This window comes from Sulfurimonas iocasae, from assembly GCF_047716755.1.
Lineage (GTDB): Bacteria > Campylobacterota > Campylobacteria > Campylobacterales > Sulfurimonadaceae > Sulfurimonas.
Genome location: NZ_CP180409.1, coordinates 606,890 through 623,556, shown reverse-complemented (window position 1 = coordinate 623,556; position 16,667 = coordinate 606,890). Strand labels below are relative to the sequence as shown.

General features: G+C 29.9%; 17 protein-coding genes. 12 read left to right on the top strand and 5 right to left on the bottom strand.

Annotation, left to right across the window (positions count from 1 at the left end; all coding sequences use genetic code 11):
- Positions 1 to 28: 28 nt before the first annotated feature.
- The 11 genes from ACLHDE_RS03200 (at position 29) to ACLHDE_RS03150 (ending at position 11,077) form a co-directional block, all read left to right on the top strand.
- Positions 29 to 895 (top strand): NAD-dependent epimerase/dehydratase family protein, encoded by an 867-nt coding sequence (locus tag ACLHDE_RS03200; protein WP_415397741.1) that lies wholly within the window; start codon positions 29 to 31, stop codon positions 893 to 895.
- A complete protein-coding gene (locus ACLHDE_RS03195; RefSeq protein ID WP_415397740.1) occupies positions 886 to 1,956 on the top strand; it encodes a glycosyltransferase family 4 protein in 1,071 nt (356 codons plus the stop codon). The genes ACLHDE_RS03200 and ACLHDE_RS03195 overlap by 10 nt, the downstream gene beginning before the upstream one ends.
- 98 nt (positions 1,957 to 2,054) lie before the next feature.
- Positions 2,055 to 3,329 (top strand): O-antigen ligase family protein, encoded by a 1,275-nt coding sequence (locus tag ACLHDE_RS03190; protein ID WP_415397739.1) that lies wholly within the window; start codon positions 2,055 to 2,057, stop codon positions 3,327 to 3,329.
- Complete coding sequence (locus ACLHDE_RS03185) at positions 3,319 to 4,197, top strand: glycosyltransferase (RefSeq protein ID WP_415397738.1); 879 nt, start codon at positions 3,319 to 3,321, stop codon at positions 4,195 to 4,197. The genes ACLHDE_RS03190 and ACLHDE_RS03185 overlap by 11 nt, the downstream gene beginning before the upstream one ends.
- Before the next feature lie 26 nt (positions 4,198 to 4,223).
- Positions 4,224 to 5,126 carry a glucose-1-phosphate thymidylyltransferase RfbA gene (gene rfbA, locus ACLHDE_RS03180; RefSeq protein WP_415397737.1) on the top strand — a complete coding sequence of 301 codons (903 nt, stop codon included), beginning with the start codon at positions 4,224 to 4,226 and terminating at the stop codon, positions 5,124 to 5,126.
- Positions 5,116 to 5,661 (top strand): dTDP-4-dehydrorhamnose 3,5-epimerase, encoded by a 546-nt coding sequence (gene rfbC, locus ACLHDE_RS03175; RefSeq protein WP_415397736.1) that lies wholly within the window; start codon positions 5,116 to 5,118, stop codon positions 5,659 to 5,661. The genes rfbA and rfbC overlap by 11 nt, the downstream gene beginning before the upstream one ends.
- Positions 5,662 to 5,673: 12 nt before the next feature.
- Complete coding sequence (locus ACLHDE_RS03170; RefSeq protein WP_415397735.1) at positions 5,674 to 6,597, top strand: NAD-dependent epimerase/dehydratase family protein; 924 nt, start codon at positions 5,674 to 5,676, stop codon at positions 6,595 to 6,597.
- Complete coding sequence (gene rfbH / locus ACLHDE_RS03165; RefSeq protein WP_415397733.1) at positions 6,594 to 7,898, top strand: lipopolysaccharide biosynthesis protein RfbH; 1,305 nt, start codon at positions 6,594 to 6,596, stop codon at positions 7,896 to 7,898. The genes ACLHDE_RS03170 and rfbH overlap by 4 nt, the downstream gene beginning before the upstream one ends.
- A complete protein-coding gene (rfbB, locus tag ACLHDE_RS03160) occupies positions 7,898 to 8,908 on the top strand; it encodes a dTDP-glucose 4,6-dehydratase (protein WP_415397731.1) in 1,011 nt (336 codons plus the stop codon). Before rfbH ends, rfbB begins: the two co-directional genes overlap by 1 nt.
- Positions 8,901 to 9,812, top strand: a complete 912-nt coding sequence (locus ACLHDE_RS03155) for a glycosyltransferase family 2 protein (RefSeq protein WP_415397729.1) — start codon at positions 8,901 to 8,903, stop codon at positions 9,810 to 9,812. Before rfbB ends, ACLHDE_RS03155 begins: the two co-directional genes overlap by 8 nt.
- A 47-nt stretch (positions 9,813 to 9,859) precedes the next feature.
- Positions 9,860 to 11,077 (top strand): IS256 family transposase, encoded by a 1,218-nt coding sequence (locus ACLHDE_RS03150; RefSeq protein WP_415396123.1) that lies wholly within the window; start codon positions 9,860 to 9,862, stop codon positions 11,075 to 11,077.
- 174 nt (positions 11,078 to 11,251) lie between these two features.
- Here the strand turns inward: ACLHDE_RS03150 and ACLHDE_RS03145 are convergent, their stop codons facing one another.
- The 4 genes from ACLHDE_RS03145 to ACLHDE_RS03130 are packed head-to-tail and all read right to left on the bottom strand — an operon-like array spanning position 11,252 to position 14,910.
- On the bottom strand, positions 11,252 to 12,085 hold the full coding sequence (locus ACLHDE_RS03145) for a glycosyltransferase (protein ID WP_415397727.1): 834 nt from the start codon (positions 12,083 to 12,085) through the stop codon (positions 11,252 to 11,254).
- Positions 12,082 to 13,068 carry a glycosyltransferase gene (locus tag ACLHDE_RS03140; RefSeq protein WP_415397725.1) on the bottom strand — a complete coding sequence of 329 codons (987 nt, stop codon included), beginning with the start codon at positions 13,066 to 13,068 and terminating at the stop codon, positions 12,082 to 12,084. Before ACLHDE_RS03140 ends, ACLHDE_RS03145 begins: the two co-directional genes overlap by 4 nt.
- Positions 13,065 to 14,171 carry a glycosyltransferase family 4 protein gene (locus ACLHDE_RS03135; RefSeq protein WP_415397723.1) on the bottom strand — a complete coding sequence of 369 codons (1,107 nt, stop codon included), beginning with the start codon at positions 14,169 to 14,171 and terminating at the stop codon, positions 13,065 to 13,067. The genes ACLHDE_RS03140 and ACLHDE_RS03135 overlap by 4 nt, the downstream gene beginning before the upstream one ends.
- Positions 14,161 to 14,910 carry a glycosyltransferase family 2 protein gene (locus tag ACLHDE_RS03130; RefSeq protein ID WP_415397721.1) on the bottom strand — a complete coding sequence of 250 codons (750 nt, stop codon included), beginning with the start codon at positions 14,908 to 14,910 and terminating at the stop codon, positions 14,161 to 14,163. The genes ACLHDE_RS03135 and ACLHDE_RS03130 overlap by 11 nt, the downstream gene beginning before the upstream one ends.
- 50 nt (positions 14,911 to 14,960) lie before the next feature.
- On the opposite strand from ACLHDE_RS03130, the gene ACLHDE_RS03125 reads away from it, so the two are divergent.
- On the top strand, positions 14,961 to 15,701 hold the full coding sequence (locus tag ACLHDE_RS03125; RefSeq protein ID WP_415397719.1) for a lipopolysaccharide kinase InaA family protein: 741 nt from the start codon (positions 14,961 to 14,963) through the stop codon (positions 15,699 to 15,701).
- A 1-nt stretch (position 15,702) separates the two neighbouring features.
- On the opposite strand, the gene ACLHDE_RS03120 is transcribed toward ACLHDE_RS03125, so the two are convergent.
- Positions 15,703 to 16,665 carry a glycosyltransferase family 9 protein gene (locus ACLHDE_RS03120; protein WP_415397717.1) on the bottom strand — a complete coding sequence of 321 codons (963 nt, stop codon included), beginning with the start codon at positions 16,663 to 16,665 and terminating at the stop codon, positions 15,703 to 15,705.
- Positions 16,666 to 16,667: the final 2 nt, after the last annotated feature.

The following is a 16,667-nucleotide window of genomic DNA, read 5'->3' as shown; positions in this document are numbered from 1 at the left end:
CAAACAATAATAAAAATAGGTAAATTTAATGAAAAAAAAGATTTTAGTAACTGGTGGAGCAGGATTTGTTGGAAGTCACTTATGCCAAAGACTCGCAAGTAACGAAAATAATGATGTATATTCACTAGACAACTATTTTACTGGTAGTAAAAATAATCATGTTGCAAATGTAACTTATATAGAGGGTTTAACCGCAGATATTGATAAACTAATCGATTTTGCACCGGATATGGTTTATCATCTTGGAGAGTATTCAAGAGTTGAGCAAAGTTTTGATGACATAGAAAAAGTCTGGAAATTTAACAAAGATGGCATCTTTGCAGTATTAGAATTTGTAAGAAAGCATGGGTGCAAAATACTCTACGCCGGAAGCAGTACAAAGTTCGGAGATGGTGGACTAGGTAGAAGTGCTAGTCCTTATGCTTGGACAAAAGCAACAAACACTGAACTTGTACAAAATTATGGAACTTGGTTTAATGTTCCTTATGCGATTACATATTTTTACAATGTATATGGGCCTAGAGAGATTCAAACCGGAAAATATGCAACTTTAATAGCACTCTTTAAAGAAAAAATGAAAAATGCAGAAGCACTTACAATAGTAAGTCCTGGTACTCAAAAAAGAAATTTCACCCATATCGATGATATTATCGATGGTTTAGTCTTAGTTGGTGAAAATGGCTATGGAGATGAATTTGGAATAGGAAGTCCGGAAGCTTATAGCATTAAAGAAATAGCCCAAATGTATAAGGGTGAGATTCAAATGTTACCAGAGAGAAAAGGTAATAGAATGACAGCCGATGTAATATCAGCTAAAACCGAAGCTTTAGGCTGGAAACCAACTCGAACTATTAAAGATTATATTGAAGAATTAAGAGCTAATAATTGGAAATAAGTAAGAAACCAACCGCTGTTATTTGTTTATCACCATACTTTGGTGGAATGGAAATAGACTCTATAAAACTAGCAAAAAAACTTAGTCCTTTTATGAAGGTAACTATAGTTGCAAAAGAAGATTATCCTATTGCTAATTCAAAAAATGATTATTTAGGCTTTAATGATATAGAACTTAAAACTATAAAATTTAAATCTTCTATAAGTATTTCTATTATGTCTACTGTAAGAAAAATCATTAAAGAAAATAATATTAAAAATGTTATTTTTTTTGGTTCTAGCGAATTAAAATCAATATATTTTTCTTTATTAGGATTAGATATAAATATGATAGTAAGACATGGAACAACAAAATCTACACCAAAAAAAGATTGGTTTCATAAACTTATTTATAGTAGTGTTAATTATCATGTAAGTATTTCAAATCATCTTTTACTAAATGTAAGGGATATTATCCCTTTTGGTAAATATACGAAAGACAAACTTATATTTCCTTCATTTAAATTTACAAAAGTTAAACATGAGTATAAAAAAAAGTTAACTCTTTTACATATAGGAAGAATTGCCAGTGGCAAAGGTCAACTTGATGCTATTAAGGCTTGTGAAATTTTAATTCAAAACAATATTGACTTCAATTTTAACATAGTAGGAGATTTTGACAAAGCTTATAAAGATGAGTTTCTTAGCTTTTACAAAAATTGTAACTATAAAAATAAAATACATTTAATAGGTTTTACAAAAGATATACAAAGTTATCTTATAGAGTCAGATATTTTTTTATTTCCTAGCTACGGTGAAGGCTTTGGAAATGCTTTTATTGAAGCTATCTCAAATGATTTAGTATGTATAACATATGAAAATACGTCATTTATAGAGTTTAATAGATTAGGTCTCCATTTCACTATGAGTAAAAACAAAGATATTGAAAAACTTAAAACAACTATTTTAGAAATAGTACAAACTCTAAAACATCAAAAAAAATTAAGTAAAAATCATGAATTAACTTCAGAACTTTTTAGTGAAAAAAAAGAAATAAATTCTTATTTAGATATACTTAAATAAGCAATGAGGGCATATAAATTAATGATTTATGAATCTGCGAACAAGTCACAATTAAAAATTATTGAAAACTACTCTTTTAAAATAGGAAATAAAACAAAATGAAAGATTATATTGTACATAAATCAATATATAATTTGAAAACAGACAAAAACTATCTTGAAATTATTAATTTTTGTATAATTGGGCTATTTATCCTAACATTACCATACCATATTCACAATTCAGTAATAGGTGGATTCAGCATTACAATTTTTATTCTAGGCTTATTAACTTACAAAAGAGACTTAAAAAAACTTTTTACTATTAAGCATATACAGTTTTTATTTTTATTTTTTACTATCGTTCTTTTAAGTTACTTTTATTCTGAAGAAAATAATTTCAGTTTAACTATTCAATCTTTCAAATATTTTCCATTAATAATAATAGGCATATACTTATCAGCACTAACAAAAAAACAAATTGAAGTATTATTTTTATTATTTGCTATAAGCCCGATCGCTTATGTGATGATATATTATTTAAACTTTTTTCATATTACAATTCTTTATTCTTCACACTACGGTAGTAATGGTAGCGAGATACTTATGATGGACTTAATAGCTAATATAATTATAGTATTGTCGGCAATATATTTTTTTATACATAGTATAAAAAACATGAATAATAAGCATTATTATAAAACGATAGTTTATTTCATATTATTTATTATATTCGCCTTATCTATTTTTATAGACCCTAATACACATAGTAGATCCATGGATATTGCATTATTAATATCAATTGTTATCGTTTTATTTTATATGTTAAAATGGAGAACAATAGTTTTATATTTTATAATAAGTACTATTCTTATCACTATGTTAAGTAGAACTTCACATGGAAAACATATATCTAAAGAATTTTTTAAAGCTTACAACAATATAGAAAAAGCCATATATCATAAACAATACAATTCTTCTTCTGGCTATAGAGTTGGGATGATAAAACTTGGCTCAGAACTAATTGTGAAAAATCCAATATTAGGTATTGGAAATAATTCTTTTAATCATGTTGAACATGTAAGAAAAGGCAATATAGAGTTTAAAACATTAATTCCTCACTTATTTAGCTTTCATAATGAACATATATTTTTCTTAGTATCATATGGTATACTCGGCTATTTTACAATTGTACTATTTGGGATTTATTACTACAAATACAAAATACAAAATAGTTATTTATTTATTTTCAAAAATGTTATTATAATATCCTACGTATGGGTAATGACAATAGGTGATTATTTATCAAATAAAACTAATGGTAATATGTTCGCATTACTACTTGCCCTACTTACTTTATATGCAATACTAGAAAAGGAAAACGATGAAAACTGAACCATTAATAACAATATTAATGCCTGCATATAATCATGAAGATTTCATTCAAGAAGCCATTAACAGTCTGATAAAACAATCGTACAAAAATATTGAACTTTTTATAACAAATGATGGTTCAACAGATAATACAGATAATAAGATACTAGATATGTATGATAAGTGTACTAAAAGATTTGTTAATTTTAAGTATATAAATAGAGCGAATAAAGGCTTAGTACACACGCTTAAAGATATGGAGCCTCTAATAAATGGAAAATATCTAACAGTTCTTTATTCAGATGATATATTTACAAAAGATAGAATTCAAAAGCAAGTTAAAGCTTTAGAGAATAATAAAGACTATGCCATGTGTTATGGTAAAATGACGGGCATTGATTTAGAATCAAATATAATCAAACACTACAAATATAAACATTCAAAATCTGGATATATTTTCAATGAACTGCTAAAGAGAAACTTTGTTACAGCACCGACTGTAATGATGAGAACTGATAAGTTTAAAAGTGTAGGTGGATATGATTTAAACTATGAGTATGATGATTATTCTTTATGGCTAAAACTATCTCACAAAAATAAAATTTTATTTTTAAACGAAGAATTAGTTTACTACAGAACTCATCCAAACAATGTTAGTAGTGACATTGTTCAGACTATTAAATTTACAGAAAGTGTTTTGCTTTCATGGGATAAAGAGCCAGCATTTAAATCAGCTATAAAAAGATTTTATCTAAGGTCCTTTTATAACTTAGCTAAAGAAAAAGCGAATTATAAAGCAGAAGCAAAAGAGTATATGCTCAAATCTTTACCATACTCTTTTTATGATCCTAGGTTTTTAAAAGCACTTTTTAGATATTATCTCTTTTAAATATTCACTATAGGAGGAAACAGTAAATGAAAGGTATTATTTTAGCTGGAGGAAGCGGTACAAGACTTTATCCAATTACAAAAGGTGTATCTAAACAACTAGTTCCAATATATGACAAGCCAATGATTTACTATCCACTATCTGTATTAATGCTCGCGGGTATTAAAGAAGTTCTTATAATCTCAACTCCTCATGATTTACCTAGATTTGAGGAGCTCTTAGGTGATGGCAGTGATATTGGTATGCACTTTGAATACATTATTCAACCATCTCCTGATGGACTAGCACAAGCATTTATTTTAGGTGAAAATTTCATCGGTGATGAAGATGTTTGTTTGGTATTGGGTGATAATATTTTTCATGGGCATGGATTAACCAAGCTACTTGCACAATCAGTAAAAAACGTAACTGATGAAAATAAAGCAACTGTATTTGGATACTACGTTAAAGACCCTGAACGTTATGGTGTTGCAGAATTTGATAAAAATAGCAATGTAATATCACTAGAAGAAAAACCAGAAAAACCAAAATCAAATTATGCAGTTATAGGACTCTACTTTTACCCAAATGATGTAATAAAAAAAGCAAAAGGTGTTAAACCAAGTGATAGAGGAGAACTAGAAATAACCACTCTAAACCAGCTTTACTTAGATGAAGATAGACTCAAAGTTGAGCTAATGGGAAGAGGTTATGCATGGCTTGATACAGGCACACACGAAAGCTTACTAGACGCTTCTCAATTTATACAAACAATAGAGAATAGACAATCACTGAAAGTTGCCTGTATAGAAGAAATAGCTTATGAGATGGGATATATAAATAGAGAAGCGCTTTTAAAACTTGCTGAACCTCTCAAGAAAAACCAATATGGTCAATATTTGATTCGCAGATCAAATGAAGGAATATTAGGTAGTAGTAATGACATATAGTAAAACTAAGTTTGATGATGTAATTTTAATTCAACCAGAAGTATACGGTGACGAAAGAGGTTACTTCTTTGAAAGTTTTCAGTATGCTGATTTTTGTAAAAATGTTTGTGATACTCAGTTTGTACTGGAATTTGAATCAAGATCAAAAAAAAATACGCTTAGAGGTCTACATTATCAAACTAATCCAAAAGCTCAATCAAAACTCGTAAGCGTGAGTTATGGAAAAGTTTTAGATATTATTGTTGATATTAGAAAAGACTCTAAAACATTTGGCGAGCATATTACAATAGAACTTAGTGATGAAAACAACACGCAAGTTTTTATTCCAAAAGGATTTGCCCATGGTTTTTTAGCTCTGAGTGATATAGCAGTAATGAGTTATAAATTAGATGATTATTACTCGGCAGATAATTATACTGGCATTAATGTTTTTGAAGCGAATTTAGATATAAAATTACCGATAGAAACCAATAAACTTTGCATATCAGATAAAGATAAAATATTACCATCTTTAAAAGATGCTATTTTATTTTAAAAAAGGTTAATCATGCAAAATATACTAATATCAGGTTCAACTGGTTTTATTGGCAGCTACTTAACAGAAGCACTTATACAAAATAACTACAATGTCATACTTTTAAAAAGAGAAACATCCAATACTTTTAGAATTGACAAACTATTAGATAAAGTTACCTCATATGATGTTGATAAAGTAAGGATAGAAACTGTATTTCAAGAAAATGATATCAATGGTATAGTTCATCTATCTACTTATTATGTCAAATCTCATCTACTTGAAGATATAGATGATTTAGTTGAATCTAATGTAACTTTTCCTACAAAACTTTTAGAACTAAGTATTAAATATAATGTTAATTTTTTTATAAATACTGGAACGTTTTTTGAATATAATTTTCATTCAAACCCTATAAGCGAAAAGACTAAAAAAGAACCTTTTAATTTATATGCATCTACCAAATTAGCTTTTGAGAGTATATTACAATATTATGCATTAAACTCAAATTTAAATATTTTAACATTGAAATTATCAGCTCCTTTTGGATACAATGACAACCATAAATTGATTCCATACTTGATGAAATCTGTACTAAACAACGAAAAAGTTATCCTTGAAAAGGGTGAGCAAGAGTGGGATTTTATTTATGTTAAAGATGTTGTTAGTGCCTATATTAAAGCTATAATTTTTTGTGAAAACACATATAGAAATGTATATGAAGATATTTTAATTGGTACCGGTAAAAAAACTAGCATCAAAGAAATTGTAAACATAATTAATAATTTAAAAGGTGAAAAGTTAATTACTTTGGAAAAAGAGTATCCATCAAATCAAATATTTGAAGCATTCGTTGATAATTCCAAAGCTAAGAATTTATTACAATGGTTACCACAATATTCAATAGAAGAAAGTTTAAAAGAGACATATAATTTATACAAGGAAAATGAAAAATGAAAAATGAAATTTTAGATTTAGTAGCACAATTTGCTGATGCGCAGACAAAAGAATTTATCCCAGGTGAATCAATTGTACAATATACCGGTCCAACTATAGACAAAGATGAGTATGTTGCAATTATTAGCACAGTGTTGGATGGTTGGTTTGGATTAGGAGCACAGGCTACTAAGTTTGAAACTGAAGTTGCACTAAGACTATCTAAACTTCACGGTGTATATGTAAATTCTGGTTCTTCTGCAAACCTAATTGCACTAGAAACTATGAAAGAGCTATATTGTAAAGAAGATAAGACATATAAAATTATTACACCGGCTGCTTCTTTCCCAACTACTGTGAACCCTATTATTCAACTTGGTTTTGAACCAATTTTTGTTGATGTTGAGCTAGGAACTTATAACATGGTAGAGGAACAAGTGCTGGATGCTTTAAAAGATGATGATGTTATAGGTATAATGTATGCTCATCCACTAGGTATTCCTATAGCAAATACAAAAAAATATTATGAACTTATTAAGCAAAAGGGCGGCTTCTTAGTAGAAGACTGCTGTGATGCTCTAGACTCTACTTACAATAATGGTGACTTGGTTGGAAAATATTCAGATGCTGCAACATTATCTTTTTACGCAGCACATCATATTACAACCGGTGAAGGTGGTATGGTTGCATTTTCTCAAAGAAACGCGGCAAATATAGCACGCTCATATAGAGACTGGGGAAGAGCCTGTTTTTGTTCTGGTAAAGATGTACTATCTTCAACGGGAGCTTGCAACAGAAGATTTGCAGATTGGTTAGGTAATGGTGTAATTACAGATCATAGATATGTTTACGATAGAATCGGTTACAATGTAAAGCCATTGGAACTACAAGCTTCTATGGGTTTAGCTCAACTTAAAAAGCTCGATGATTTAACTCAAAGACGAAAAGATAACTATGTGTGTCTAAACGCTTTTATGAAAAGTTATGAAAAGTACTTTATACTGCCAACTGCTCCAGAGGGAACAGATGCCTCATGGTTTTCTTATCCAATAACTATTAAAGACAGTGCACCATTTAACAGAGCTGATATTGTTGAGTTTTTAGAAGAAAATAAAATACAGACAAGAAATTTCTTTGCAGGAAACCTACTAGATCATCCTGCATACAAAAAATTTGATTTTGACATAAAATATTCTTTAGAAAATGCTTCAATAATAACAAATAATACATTCATGATTGGTGTATGGCCTGGGTTAAACGAAGAAATATATCAATATGTATTTAAAATATTTGAAGAGTTCTTTAAACAAAGAGGTTTATAGTGAAAAATATATTAGTTACAGGTTGTGCTGGATTTATAGGAAGTAACTTTTTACCATACTTTTTAGATAAATATGAAGAGTATAATCTAATAAATCTTGACCTACTCACTTACGCCGGTAATTTAGATAACTTAAAAGAGTGTGATAATAATTCAAGATACAAGTTTATAAAAGGTGATATCTGTAATCGAGAATTAGTAGAGTTTATATTCAATGAATATGACATTCAAGGTGTCATTCATTTTGCAGCAGAATCTCATGTAGATAACTCTATAAAAAATCCGGGTATATTTATAGAGACAAATGTAAATGGCACCTTCACACTTATAGATGTTGCTTATAAAAAGTGGATGAATAAGCCATTTGAATATAAAAAAAACTATAATGGATGTAGATTTCATCATATAAGTACCGACGAGGTATATGGAACCTTAGCTGAAACTGGACTATTTAGTGAAATAACTCCTTATGCTCCAAACTCTCCCTACTCAGCTTCTAAAGCAAGTTCTGACATGATTGTAAGAAGTTACCAAGAGACTTATGGATTAAATACTGTAACAACTAATTGCTCAAACAACTATGGACCAAAACAACATGATGAGAAACTAATACCTACCATAATTAGAAAAGCATTAGCTGGTGAATACATACCTATATATGGTGATGGCAAGAACATCAGAGATTGGCTATATGTACTTGACCACTGTAAAGGTATAGACTTAGTATATCACTCTGGTAAAGAAGCTAATATTTATAATATTGGCGGAAGAAATGAGAGAACTAATCTTCAGATAGTTGACTCTATTTGTACTATTCTTGATGAAAAAGCTCCGTCAGAAAAAAGCTATAAAGAACTTATCACATTCGTAGAAGATAGAGCTGGACATGATAGAAGATATGCAATAGACGCTACAAAACTTGAAAATGAACTCGGATGGAAAGCTGATGAAGATTTTGACAGCGGTATTGTCAAAACAATTGAGTGGTACCTAGAGAAATATAATGGCTAAAATAAGTGTGATTATTCCAGTATACAATGCTGAAAAGTTTATTGTGCATCTTTTGGATAAAATCTACAAGCAAACATTTCAAGATTTTGAATTAATCTGCGTAAATGATGGAAGTAGTGATAATACAAAAAATATTTTGGAGAACTATGCCTTAAAACATAATAATATGTTAGTAGTAAATCAAAAAAATGGTGGTATTGGCAATGCTGGCAATACAGGAATTAGCCATGCATCTGGAAAATATTTGGCTTATTTAGAACATGATGACTCTTTAGCTTGTGACAATGCTTTTGAAATATTATATAATACAGCACAAAAGTATGATTTAGAAATATTATCATTTAATTTTTCAACTGAAAAAGACGTGATTAACTTAAATCAACCATTAAATAAAATTATAACAGGACGAGAATACTTGCTAGGTGGATATCATCCTGCACCCTGGTGTAAATTTTACAACTTGGCATATCTTAATAAAATCAACTTTAAATTTAGAGAAGACTTACGATTTGCTGATACTGAATCATACCCTAGATTAATGATTGATGCTACAAAAGTTATGCACATAGAAAATGTGTTGTATATTATGAGAATTGCTACCAACAAAGAATCCGTATCAAAAAATATAATGAATATTGAGTCTGCCGAGACATTTGCTGAGACAGCAATGACGTATAGCAATATTATAAATAAAATTCAAGATATTAAATTACTTAAAGCACTTAAAAAACAACGAATGCAAGCACTGATACCAGCAGTAAGAATTTTAGGTGCTGTTGATTCAAAAAAGAGTAGTGAAATTTATAATAAATTATTAGGTCTTGACTTAAGTAATTTTGAACTCTATTTAGTTAAAAATGAATATAGAGAGTGTAAATCTAACTGTGTAAACCTTAAAAATTAAATTTATTTGATATAGTCATCAAGTGAATTATTTATAAGGATTTACATATGAGTTTAATAAACCACGAAGAGCTAAAAAAACAAATTAAAGATGGTACATTTACATCTTTAGATGATATAACCAACGAGTTTAAGAATATACTTAGAGAAGTTATTCAGACAGCTTCTTCAGAAGAACTAACTTCACATCTAGGTTATGAAAAGCATCAACCCTCAGATACTCCAAACTACCGTAACGGCTACAATGATAAAAAAATAAACTCAAAGTATGGTCAATTTGATGTTTCTATCCCCAGAGATAGAGAATCTACATTTGAGCCACAACTGGTAAAAAAGAGAGAAGTACTTTTAGATGGCAGTGAAGACCTTATTCTTTCACTCTATACCAAAGGTATGAGTGTAAGAGATATACAGCATCATCTTGATGATTTATACGGCTATGAACTCTCTGCTCAGACGATCTCAAACATTACTGAAAAGGTTATTGAAAAAGCAAATGAGTGGCAGTCTCGTCCACTAGAACCTATTTATCCCATTATCTTTATGGATGCTACAGTGCTAAAGATAAGAGTTGATAGAGTTGTTAAAAATATAGCAGCTTATATAATGCTAGGAATAACGCTTGAAGGCAAAAAAGAGATTATTGGTATTTGGATCGGTGAGAATGAAACTTCTAAATATTGGCTTACGGTTTTAAATGATATCCAAAAGCGTGGAATACAAGATGTTCTAATCTTCGCAATAGACGGTTTAAACGGCTTCAAAGAAGCCATCCAAGCCGTTTATCCTAAAGCAGAGATACAAAGATGTATCGTTCATCAGATAAGAAGCTCTTTGAAGTTTGTTTCTTGGAAAGATAGAAAAGCAGTTGCTAAAGATTTAAAATCTGTATACTCAGCGCTCAATGAAGAAGATGCTCAATTAGCTCTTACTGAGTTTAATGATATCTGGGGTAAAAAATATCCAAATATCACCCTCTCTTGGACAAATAATTGGAATGAACTTTCTACTTTTTTCAAATATCCAAATTCAGTTAGAAAATTAATTTATACAACTAACCCTATAGAATCACTAAACGCAACTATAAAAAGAAAGACAAAATCTAAAGGCTCATTTCCTACTATAGAATCTGCTTTTAAGATGCTATATCTTGCTACTCAAGAGCAACAAGAAAAATGGAAAGCTAACAGCATTAGAAATTGGTATGAGATTTATCCTCAACTTAGTATCTTTTTTAGCGAAATTGTGTCAAAATATACTAAGTGATTTAGGAATAGAAGGTGGGTTTACACAGTTTATTTTACGGTCTCTGAATATAAATTCTTTTATTATAAATATGTAAAAAAAGAATCAAAATTTATTCATCCTTTAATATATATAGTCAGGAAAATTAGAAAGTTCATTATATAATTAACTAACACAAGTCAACTAGATTAGATGCTAGCAGGTATGCTTATCTAATCCTTTGTCACAAAAATATTTTTTGTTTTTTTTATTTTCTAACATCAAAGTATATTCTTTTTTCCAAGATATTTTTTCCCTAATAGTTCTAGGATGGTATAAATGAAAAATATTAGCAACATTTCTTATAGATTTTATTTTTAAACCTAGTGCTTCAAATCTCCATTGAATATCGGTATCATCACCAATGGCAGTCTGACCATATCCTTCATCATAGCCATTAATCTTAATCATATCGTCTCTAAAGCAAGCATAATTACAGCCTAAAATGTCAGTAGTAGAGTTTCTGTTTTTTAAGAAAGTTTTATAAAACCATCCATTAGGACTAAAATAAAAACCTTCTTCTACATGTCTTTCAACTGAATCTTGGGCCATACTAATAAAATGAAATAAAAATGATTTTTCCAATTTATATGGTGTCAGTTCATTATTTCTTAATTTTTTTGCATATTTTGGACCTAAATTAACTCTTCTTCCACTTGATATATAACCATGTTGAGCTAATGTAACATATGATTCTATAAATGTTGAGTACGGAATACAATCACCATCTATAAATACAAGGTAATCACCTTCACTAGCGATAATAGCATTATTTAGTGATCTCATCTTTCTAATGCCACTATCTTCTTGTGATGTATGTTTAACATCCAAGCCTTTTATTGATGAAATATAATCTTTAATCTCTTGTGAATTGTTGTCTTCTGCAATTATTACTTCAAAGTTTTTGTATGTTTGAATTTTTAAGGCTTCTACTATTAAATTAAGTGCTTGAATATCTTTATAAACAGCTACTATTAAACTTACTTTCATTTTATTTCTTTTTTTAATGTTTTAAATATATAATCTATTCTTTTTTCATCTGTATGAAAAGCTTTCATCTTTTGCAAGCCGGATTTTGCTATTTCTTCTCGTTTAACATCATTTTTCAAATAATAGTCACATAAATCGCTCAAGTCAGTTAGGTCATCTTTAAAAAAGACAACATCTTTTCCATGCTCAAAATTATCAGGTATAACAATTTGTGGTTCTTGACTCAACATAAAAGCACCTACTGCTGGAGTTTCCCAATATCTCATTGTATCCCAGCCTCCACCTCTGATATTAATTACAATTTTACAGCTTGCCAATTCTTGGAGATAAAAAGAGCCTTTTCTCTTATATTTACTAAACTTTTGATTTCTTGTTGTTCCATTCTCTTTGCAATCATACATATTCTCTAGCATATCCAATGCTTTAGTTCTTAGCGCATATGATTCAACAGCCCAAAAAGAGACGTCATATTTAAAGTCTGTAAGCAGAGTTGGCAATCTATCAAAATTAAAAGACATAGGAAGTGGTGCTACATTTGAGTCATAAGTCTCATCAATTAAATACTCCCTTTTAAATATAAAATCAAAAGGACGAACTGATAAAGCTTTTTCATATAGCTCTGGCCGCTTATATGCTACAAGATCTATTCCTATCTTATTTCCATCACCACCATCTATAAAAATAACAGGTACATTTTTTGGTATTTTATGTGCTATTTCTATATAAGTTTCAAAGGCTTCAACTTTACATGAACCTATAAAGACATAATCTATCTCATTAAAATTAAAAGTTCTAAATACAGAACTAAAAAAAGAGCCCTCAATATAACCTATATTTTTAGGATATTTTTTATATGGAAAATGATATTTTTTATTCCATTTATAATCTATAACATTTTGCAAACCAAATTTTTTTACTAAACCGGTGTATGTCAAATCTTGAACATAGTCTGCTGTAGATGTATTTATATACAATATTTTCATAAATTCTCCAAAATAATTTTTAATTTTTCAAACTGTTTTTCACTGCAAAACATCTCATCAGATTTACTTTTTCCAGCCTGTGCCAATCTTTTACTTAAGAGTTTGTCACGAAATAAAGATTCAAGTTTCATAGACAAATCAGCAGAGTTCTTAGTCTTAAACAACAGTCCACTTTCATTATCATCTATAATCTCCAATGGTCCGCCACTGTCACTTCCTACAACCACTATATTTGACTGCATAGCTTCAATTAGAACTAAACCAAAAGTTTCCTTATTGGTTGCAAGAACAATAACATCACACACCTGCATAAGTTTTTGAACTTCAGTTGTAAACCCTGTGAATATCACTTTATCTTCTATGCCATCTTCTATTATATTATTTTTTAAAGAGTTCAAATAAATATCATTCATTGCATGTCCAACAATTAAAGCCTTAGCATCTATACCTTGTTTAACAAGTTCTTTAATAGCATCAATTACCAGATACTGACCTTTGCCCTCTTCTATTCTTCCAACTATACCGACTGTGAAAGAATTTTCTAAACTATACTTATTACGAAGAATCTCTTTTTGCTCATCACTTATTATCTCAGGAGCATCTGCACCCATATATAAGACTTCAACTTTAGGTCTTATACTCTTAGGAATAAATTTCTCTATCTGCTCTTTAACCTGATATGTAACAGGTAACATTAGGTCTATTTTTTTGTATAAAAACCTATGATAGAAGTCATCTTTAAATCTTGTCATGGTCATATTTCTTGTTTGAACAAGTTTTGGTTTTTGTTTTGAAAGCAGTTTTGCTAAAACAGCTACTAGGATGTCTTTTGTCCAATGAAGATGCACTATATCAATACTATTTTCATCTATAACATTTGCCAATTTTTTTGCAGTTATGTATGAAAATATAGTAGGACTTTTTTTAATTTTTTCATATTTAAATTCTGTATCTTTATAGTACTGTTCTAGCTTTCCGGTCTCATTTATAACACTAACAACATTTGTCTTTGCATCTAAAAAATGTGAAGCACGAACCATATAAAGTTCAAGACCGCCCAAGTCAGGGGAGAGACAAAGCTCTAAGATATTACTATTTTTCATTTTCTTGCATCTCTAATATGACTACATATTTCATATAACTATTATACGAAGAGGCAAAAGCTACATGCCACTCATGCAATCCACCAAAGACTCCACCTTTAATAATCAAGCCTTTAAACATAGCGCCCATGCCATGAAGAAAAGGGTCATACCATGAGGCGCGCATACCTTCAGCATAACGAACTCTAGCAAGATTTACTGCAAATCGATCAGCCTTACTGACCAAGACTCCAAAATTTTCAAAAGAGTAATGAAGCATATCTATATCTAGGTCTACAAAATTGTCAGTCTCAACTTTTCCATGTTCACCTATTGTGTTATATCCACATGCTGACTTTTTATAAAGTCTAACAACACGGTCTGGATACCACTGCCTTATAAACTTTTTGCCTATAAAACTTTTACGACGAAAAGAGTATGCATCTACATCCGCATCTTCATAATTAAAATCTCTTAAAAATTCTATTGCTCCATCTTCAAGTCTCTCATCAGCATCTATACTTAGAATCCACTCATTTGTTGCAAATTGCTCGCAAAATGCCTTTTGTCCACCATCACCTAAATATTTTTGCTCTATTACTTTGGCGCCCAATTCTTTTGCTATGCTGCAAGTTTTATCACTACTAAAAGAATCGACAACTATAACTTCATTACAAACCTTCTGCACATTTAAAATGACATCACGAATGTGTTTTTCCTCATTTAATGTTATAATCGTAGCTGTAATATTTTTTTGCATTTTTACTCAATATTTTTTATTAGATTTTACCATAAAGTAGCTAAAAACAGATGTCATATAAACTCGAATACAATGAAAATTTTAAAAACTTCAGAGATGTACTTTTAAAAATTAAATCAATTTTTTTACAGAATTCAACAGTAATTCACTTAGCAAGAAATGAGCTCAAAGTTATAGAAATAGAAGGCATCCAGACAGTTGTGAAGGCTTTTAGAGTTCCAAATTTCATAAATCAATTTGTATATGCTTATATTAGAAAATCCAAAGCCTATAAAGCTTTTCACAATGCCACAAAACTGCATGAACTTCAAGTCAGCACACCTGAAGCCATTGGTTATATAGAATTTTTTGAGTTGGGGCTTTTAAAAGAGAGCTTCTTTATCTCAAAAGAGTTTAAATATGATTTTACAATTGCTCATATAAGAGATGACCAACCGGAGTATAAAGAAAAAGTTTTGCAAGACTTTGCAGAGTTTACTTACTATATTCATACAAAAGGTGTTTGGCATGTTGATTATTCAGGTGGAAATATTCTTATAAAAAAAGAAAATGAAAAATATATATTTTCTCTTGTTGATATAAATCGTATGAAATTTCGTCAAATAACTGAGTATGACGGACTACAAAACTTTAACAAACTTTGGTTCAATGAAGATGATTTAACAACTATTGCAAAAACATACTCTAAACTAGCCGAACTAGATGAAGATAAAGCGATTAGTGAGATTTTAAAACATGATAAAAAGCTTAAAGACAAAGTTATCCTAAAACGTAAACTAAAAGGTAAGTAAGCTAAATAGCAGCTAACTTCTTTTTTACATCTTTAAACATCTTATCTCTAGCATCTTTAGAGAGTGGAATCATAAAATGCTCTTGAAATTTTTCATCCCCTACTGCTTTCCATCTCTTAGAACTTGCAAACAAAGTATCTCCAAAAAATGTCATGGTCGGTGTTCCGACTAGAGATGCTAAGTGATAAGTTCCTGTTGAAGTACTTACAAAGAGTTTAAAGTTACTTATGAGTTTTGCAAAATAAGTGATGCTATCTTGAGAAAAATAAAAGACTACATTGTAAGCCATAAACCTACCCTGCATCTCTTCATAAAGCTCTTTTTCATCAGGTCCAAAGGTTAGCACTACTTGATACTTATTTTCTATTAAAACCGAATGTATAAGCTCTTCATACTCATTCAGATTCCAGTTGGCATCTGATGAGCCACCAAAGCCGACATGAAAGGCTATAACATCTTTTTCAATCTCATTATTTATACAAAAAACCTTATATATATTTTTAGCATCTTCAAACTCTAGAAGAGGTTTTTTATACACTAGGTTTATATCCCCAAAGAGAGTTTTTGTAAGTTCTAGGTTATACTCAAACTCAGCCATCTTTACTTCACTACGTCTTTGTTTAACTCTATGGGTATAAAATATTTGTGCTATTTTTGTGGCTGGAGCTATTCTTATTGGGATTCGAGCTAAAAACTGAGCAAGAGCTATACGAGTGTTTGAAAAAAGAGTTATGCTTGCATCTATTTTTAAGGCACGAAGCTCAGATGCAAGGCTAGAGATGCTTTGTCCGCTATCAACTATAACCTCATCTATAAAGTCACAAGTCTGGGCTAAAGTTTTGTTCATTGGTGCCACACAAGCGATAATCCTATTTTTTGGATTATGATGCTTTAGAACATACATTGTTGGAAGTGCAGTTATAAAATCACCAAGCTTATCTGTGCGAACAACTAAAATATTCAAAA